Below are 5,586 nucleotides of genomic sequence, written 5' to 3' on the forward strand. Positions count from 1 at the left end.
GTCACGCGCCTCGTAGGCGCCGACGAAGAAGTGCAGCCGCTCGGTCACCGAGCCCGGGCTCATGTAGGCCTCGAACACCGGGCGCACTTCGGCGATGCGGTAGCCGGTCTCCTCCTCGGTCTCGCGGCGGATGCAGGTGGCCGGATCATCGCGGTCGAGCAGGCCGGCACAGGCCTCGATCAGCATGCCGTCGGGCGTGCCGTTCACGTAGGCCGGAAAGCGGAACTGGCGCGTCAGCACCACCGTGCGGCGCTCGCGGTTGTAGAGCAGGATCGTCGCGCCATTGCCGCGGTCGTAGGTCTCGCGGCTCTGGCGCTGCCAGCTGCCGTCGCTGCGCTGGAAGTCGAAGCTCGTCTTCTTCAGCACATACCAGTCGTCGCTCAGCACCTTCACGTCGACGATGCGCACGCGGTCGTTCACGGCATTCACGTGGTGACTCCGGTTCAGGATGAAACGCGATCATTCGTGCATGTTCGTGCAGTGTCAAGCAATTTCGTGCAAACTCGCGGTCATGCTGACCGAACAACGCAAGCAACTGATCCTCGGCCGCCTGCAGCAGGACGGCCAGGTCGTGGCCGCCACGCTGAGCGAGGAACTGGGGCTGTCGGAAGACACGATCCGGCGCGACCTGCGCGCGCTCGCGGCCGAGGGCCTGCTGCAGCGGGTGCATGGCGGCGCGCTGCCGGCATCGGCTGCGGTGGGCGATTTCTCGGCGCGGCGCAGCGTGGAGCCGCAGGCCAAGGCGAGCATCGCGCGCGCCGCGGCCGCGATGGTGCAGCCCGGGCAGATCGTCTTCATCGACGGCGGCACCACCTGCCAGCAGCTGGCGCGGCAGCTGCCGGCCACGCTGCGCGCGACCGTCGTCACCCACAGCCCGACGATCGCGATCGAGCTGGTCGGGCACCCGTTGGTCGAGGTCGTGATGATCGGCGGCCGGCTGTTCAAGCACTCGGTGGTGTCGGTGGGCGCCGGCGCCCTGGAGGCGATCGGCCGCATCCGGGCGGATCTCTACTTCATGGGCGTCACCGGCATCTCCACCGGCGCGGGCCTGTCGACCGGCGACCTGGAAGAGTCGCACATCAAGCGCGCGCTGATGACCCAGTCGGCCGAGACCTGGGTGCCGGCCTCGGCCGAGAAGCTGCAGAGCGCGTCGGCGTACACCATCGCGCCGTGCAGCGCCGCCACCGGGCTGATCGTCGACGTCGACACGCCGAAGAAGGCGCTGGCCGGGTTCGAGAAGCTCGGGCTGGCGATCGTGCGGGCCTGAGCGCCCGCGGTCACTGCTGCTTCTTGTAGGCCTTGTCCATCGGCGGCCCGCGGTCGGTGTCGACCAGGCCGCGCGAGACATCGCGGTGCGCCTGCTCGATGCGCGGGCGCGGCGTCTCGTCCTTCTGGCTCGATTCGTCGCGTTCGTGCGGCAGCTGCGGCTCGGCGTCGCGGTCGCGCCGCACGGTGGTATCGCTCTTGCGGCCTGGGGGTTGCTGGGTGGTCATGGCGGATCCTTCGGGCAAACGACCGTTGCCTGAAGGGTCACTGTGGCGCGAAGCGCTCGCGCCGGCTGTCGGCCACCGGTACGGCCTGCTGTAGGACACCGCGATGCCCGGGATCGAGGCCCTTCCGCCGCAGCCGCGGGTGCCCCCGCTTGCCGCAGCCGGTGTGATCCACTAACCTCGATCGCCCCCTCACCGCTCAGCGCCTGTGGCGCGAAAGGAGAGCGCCATGTCAAGCCCATCGACTCCCGCGAACTCCGGGATCGCGGCCATCCGGTCGCTCGCGCTGGTCGGCCAGACGGCATCCGGCAAGACCAGCCTGACCGAGGCCTTGCTGTGCAAGGCGGGTGCGATCGGCGCGCCCGGCAGCCTGGAGCGCGGCACGACGGTCAGCGATTTCGACCCGATGGAGCGCCGCGTGCAGCATTCGCTGAACTCGACGCTGATGCATTTCCCGCATGGCGGCGCGCAGATCCACCTGATCGACACGCCGGGGATGCCCGATTGCGTCGGCCAGTCGATGACGGCACTGGAGGCGGTCGAGACCGCGGCGATCGTGATCAATGCGCAGGCCGGCATCGAGATGATGGCCTCGCGCATGATGGACTGGGCGGCGCACCGCGGGCTGTGCCGCATGATCATCGTCAACAAGATCGACGCGCAGGGGCTCGACCTGCCGGGCCTGGTCGCGAAGATCCAGGCCACCTTCGGCAAGGAGTGCCTGCCGCTGAACCTGCCCGCGGCCCAGGGCACCCAGGTGGTCGACTGCTTCTTCAATCCGTCCGGCGAGGCGGATTTTTCATCTGTGGAGACGGCACACCGCGCGCTGGTCGAGCAGGTCGTCGAGGTCGACCCCGGCTTCGTCGACCGCTACCTGAACGATGGCGATGTCGATCCGCGCGAGTTGCATGCGCCGCTCGAGCAGGCGCTGCGCGAGGGCCACCTGATCCCGATCTGCTTCGTCTCGGCGCGCAACGGCGCCGGCGTGGCCGAGCTGCTCGACGTGATCGACCAGCTGCTGCCGAACCCGACCGAGGGCAACCCGCCGCAGTTCTTCAAGGGCGAGGGTGCGCAGGCGAAGGAGCTGCATGCGCAGCCGGATGCGTCGCTGCACGTGATCGCGCACGTGTTCAAGGTCACCGTCGACCCGTATGTCGGCAAGATGGGGATCTTCCGCATCCACCAGGGCACGGTCACGCGCGACAGCCAGCTCTACATCGGCGACGGCCGCAAGCCGTTCAAGGTGGGCCACCTGTTCATGCTGCAGGGCAAGGACCATGTCGAGGTGCCGCGCGGCATCCCGGGCGACCTGTGCGCGGTCGCGAAGGTCGACGAAATGCACTTCGACGCGGTGCTGCACGATGCCGCGGAAGACGACCACCTGCACCTGAAGCCGCTCGAGTTCCCGGTGCCGGTGCACGGCCTCGCGATCGAGCCGAAGCGCCGCGGCGACGAGCAGCGCATGTGGGAGATCCTGCAGAAGCTGGTCGACGAGGATCCGTGCCTGAAGGTCGAGCATGCGGCGAGCACGAACGAGACGGTGGTCTACGGCCTGGGCGAGCTGCACCTGCGCACGCTGCTCGAGCGCATGAGCGAGACCTACAAGTGCGAGGTGTCGACGCGGCCGCCGCGCATCGCGTACCGCGAGACGGTGACCGTGCCGGCCGAAGGCCACCACCGCCACAAGAAGCAGAGCGGCGGTGCCGGCCAGTTCGGCGAGGTGTTCCTGCGCATCGAGCCGCTCGCGCGCGGCGCGGGCTTCGAGTTCGTCGACCAGGTGAAGGGCGGCACGATCCCCGGCCAGTTTCTCCCTGCGGTCGAGAAGGGCGTGCGCCAGGTGCTCGACAGCGGCGTGGTCGCCGGCTACCCGGTGAAGGACGTGCGCGTGATCGTCTACGACGGCAAGCACCACTCGGTCGATTCGAAGGAGGTCGCCTTCGTGACGGCCGGGCGCAAGGCCTTCATCGATGCGGTGATGAAGGCCCAGCCGATCGTGCTGGAGCCGGTGGTGAAGGTGGAGATCACCGCGCCGGAGTTCTCGATGGGCGACATCACCGGCGACCTGTCGGCCAAGCGCGGGCAGGTGAACGGCACGCGCACGATGCAGGCCGGCAGCATCACGGTGCACGGGCTGGTGCCGCTGTCGGAGCTGAACGGCTACCAGGCGCGGTTGAACGGCATGACCGGCGGGCAGGGGCGCTACACGCTGGAGCTGAGCCACTACGAGGCGGTGCCGCCGTCGGCGCAGACGCTGCTCACCAGCCAGTACAAGGCCCGCGACGACGACTGAAGGTCAGGTCGCTCGCGGCTTGACCTTGCTGGCGGCCAGCTTGGCCTGCGTGCGCGCCACCTCGACATCCTTGTCGTGCACCAGCGCGACGCCCATGCGGCGCTTCTTGAAGCTCTCCGGCTTGCCGAACAGGCGGATGTCGCTGTTGGGCACGCGCATCGCGTCGGCGACGCCGTCGAACACGATGCCCTTGGCCTCGACGCCGCCGTAGATCACCGCGCTCGCGCCCGGGCTCTTCAGCGCGGTGTCGACCGGCAGCCCGAGGATGGCGCGCGCATGCAGCTCGAACTCGTTCTGCCACTGCGTGATCATCGTCACCATGCCGGTGTCGTGCGGACGCGGGCTGACCTCGCTGAACCACACCATGTCGCCCTTCACGAACAGCTCGACGCCGAACAGCCCCTGGCCGCCCAGGTTGTCGGTGACGGCCTTCGCGATCTCGCGCGAGCGCGCCAGCGCGGCCGGCGTCATCGGGTGCGGCTGCCAGCTCTCGACATAGTCGCCGCTGACCTGCACATGGCCGATCGGGTCGCAGAAGTGCGTCTCGACCTGGCCGCCGGCGCCGAGCGCGCGCACGGTGAGCTGGGTGATCTCGTAGTCGAAGTCGATGAAGCCCTCGACGATCACGCGGCCGTGGCTGACGCGRCCGCCGGCCATCGCGTAGTCCCACGCGGTCTTCACGTCGGCCGGGCCGTCGATCTTGCTCTGGCCCTTGCCGGAGCTGCTCATCACCGGCTTCACGATGCAGGGGTAGCCAATTCCGTCACCGTTCTGGCCGTCGATCGCGGCCTGCAGCTCGGCCAGCGAATCGCAGAAGACGTACGGGCTGGTCGGCAGCGCGAGCGTCTCGGCGGCCAGGCGGCGGATGCCTTCGCGGTCCATCGTCAGGCGCGCGGCGCGGGCGGTCGGGATCACCCGCACGGTGCCGGCGGCCTCGAGCTCCTCGAGCATCGGCGTCGCGATCGCCTCGATCTCGGGCACCACCAGCAGCGGGCGCTCGGCCTCGATCAGCGCCTTCAGCTGCGCCGGGTCGCTCATCGTGATCGTGCGGGCATGGTGCGCGACCTGCTGGCCCGGCGCGTTCTCGTAGCGGTCGACCGCGATCGTCTCGACGCCCAGGCGCTGCAGCGCGATCAGCACCTCCTTGCCCAGTTCGCCGCTGCCGAGCAGCATCACCTTGGTGGCTTGGGGGGAAAGGGGGGTTCCGAGGGTCGTCATGGTGCAGCGCGGCCGGTGAAAGGGTTGTGGGCGGAAAGACCGTGATTTTGCCGACGACCCCAGCCGCATCTTCTGATGCACGAAGATTTATCATGCAGCACCATGCAATCCGGCTCCCGTGACGTGGCCCAGCTCCGCCTTGACAACGCGCTGGCCCTCTTCGATGAATTCGTCCACAACACCATCAAGCATCCGGATGCCGCCACGCTGAGGGGCCTCGAACGGCGTTTCGCCGAGCGCCTGCAGATCCAGCCGAGCTACTGGAGCCAGATCAAGAGCCGCTCGCGGCAGATCGGCGAACGGCTCGCGCGCCAGTTCGAGGTGCTGTGCCACAAGCCGAACGGCTGGATGGACCAGCCGCACGACGCGGCCGGTTCCTCGGCCGCTCCCGCTCCTGCCGCAGCCCTCGCTGACGACGCCCTGCGCAACGTGCCGCAGGACGACGACGAGCGCTTCATCGTCGGGCTGGTGCTCACCTACTACCGCCGCCATCCGCAGCGCGCCCGCACGCGGCTGCTGGACCTGCTCGGCGAGGTGCTGATGTCGGCGGCGGAACCCGCCAGGGCGCCTGTGGCCGCCCCGCCGACC

Annotated in this window: 6 protein-coding genes; 3 read left to right on the top strand and 3 right to left on the bottom strand. The window is 69.1% G+C overall.

What is annotated here, in order from left to right; genetic code table 11:
- The coding region (locus AC1D01_RS18545; protein WP_477868828.1) for an NUDIX domain-containing protein at window positions 1–429 on the bottom strand (429 nt) is incomplete at its 3' end.
- Between the two features lie 82 nt (window positions 430–511).
- Between AC1D01_RS18545 and AC1D01_RS18550 the strand changes: the two genes are divergently transcribed.
- A complete protein-coding gene (locus tag AC1D01_RS18550) occupies window positions 512–1,267 on the top strand; it encodes a DeoR/GlpR family DNA-binding transcription regulator (RefSeq protein ID WP_477868830.1) in 756 nt (251 codons plus the stop codon).
- Between the two features lie 10 nt (window positions 1,268–1,277).
- Here AC1D01_RS18550 and AC1D01_RS18555 read toward each other — a convergent pair whose 3' ends face one another.
- Window positions 1,278–1,493: a hypothetical protein gene (locus AC1D01_RS18555; RefSeq protein ID WP_477868832.1), complete on the bottom strand. Its 216-nt coding sequence runs from the start codon at window positions 1,491–1,493 to the stop codon at window positions 1,278–1,280.
- A 226-nt stretch (window positions 1,494–1,719) separates the two neighbouring features.
- On the opposite strand from AC1D01_RS18555, the gene fusA reads away from it, so the two are divergent.
- Window positions 1,720–3,780, top strand: a complete 2,061-nt coding sequence (gene fusA / locus AC1D01_RS18560; RefSeq protein ID WP_477868834.1) for an elongation factor G — start codon at window positions 1,720–1,722, stop codon at window positions 3,778–3,780.
- A 3-nt stretch (window positions 3,781–3,783) separates the two neighbouring features.
- On the opposite strand, the gene purT is transcribed toward fusA, so the two are convergent.
- The gene (purT, locus tag AC1D01_RS18565; protein WP_477868836.1) at window positions 3,784–4,998 is read right to left on the bottom strand and encodes a formate-dependent phosphoribosylglycinamide formyltransferase; all 1,215 of its coding nucleotides are present in this window, start codon (window positions 4,996–4,998) and stop codon (window positions 3,784–3,786) included.
- Between the two features lie 102 nt (window positions 4,999–5,100).
- Between purT and AC1D01_RS18570 the strand changes: the two genes are divergently transcribed.
- On the top strand, window positions 5,101–5,586 hold a 486-nt coding region (locus AC1D01_RS18570; RefSeq protein ID WP_477868838.1), incomplete at its 3' end, for a hypothetical protein.

The organism is Rhizobacter sp. P3_B12 (genome assembly GCF_056402895.1).

Bases quoted from the DNA above. Each gene is read 5' to 3' on its own strand.
- AC1D01_RS18550 (WP_477868830.1), top strand. From the start codon at position 512: ATGCTGACCGAACAACGCAAGCAACTGATCCTCGGCCGCCTGCAGCAG.
- AC1D01_RS18555 (WP_477868832.1), bottom strand. From the start codon at position 1,493: ATGACCACCCAGCAACCCCCAGGCCGCAAGAGCGATACCACCGTGCGG.
- fusA (WP_477868834.1), top strand. From the start codon at position 1,720: ATGTCAAGCCCATCGACTCCCGCGAACTCCGGGATCGCGGCCATCCGG.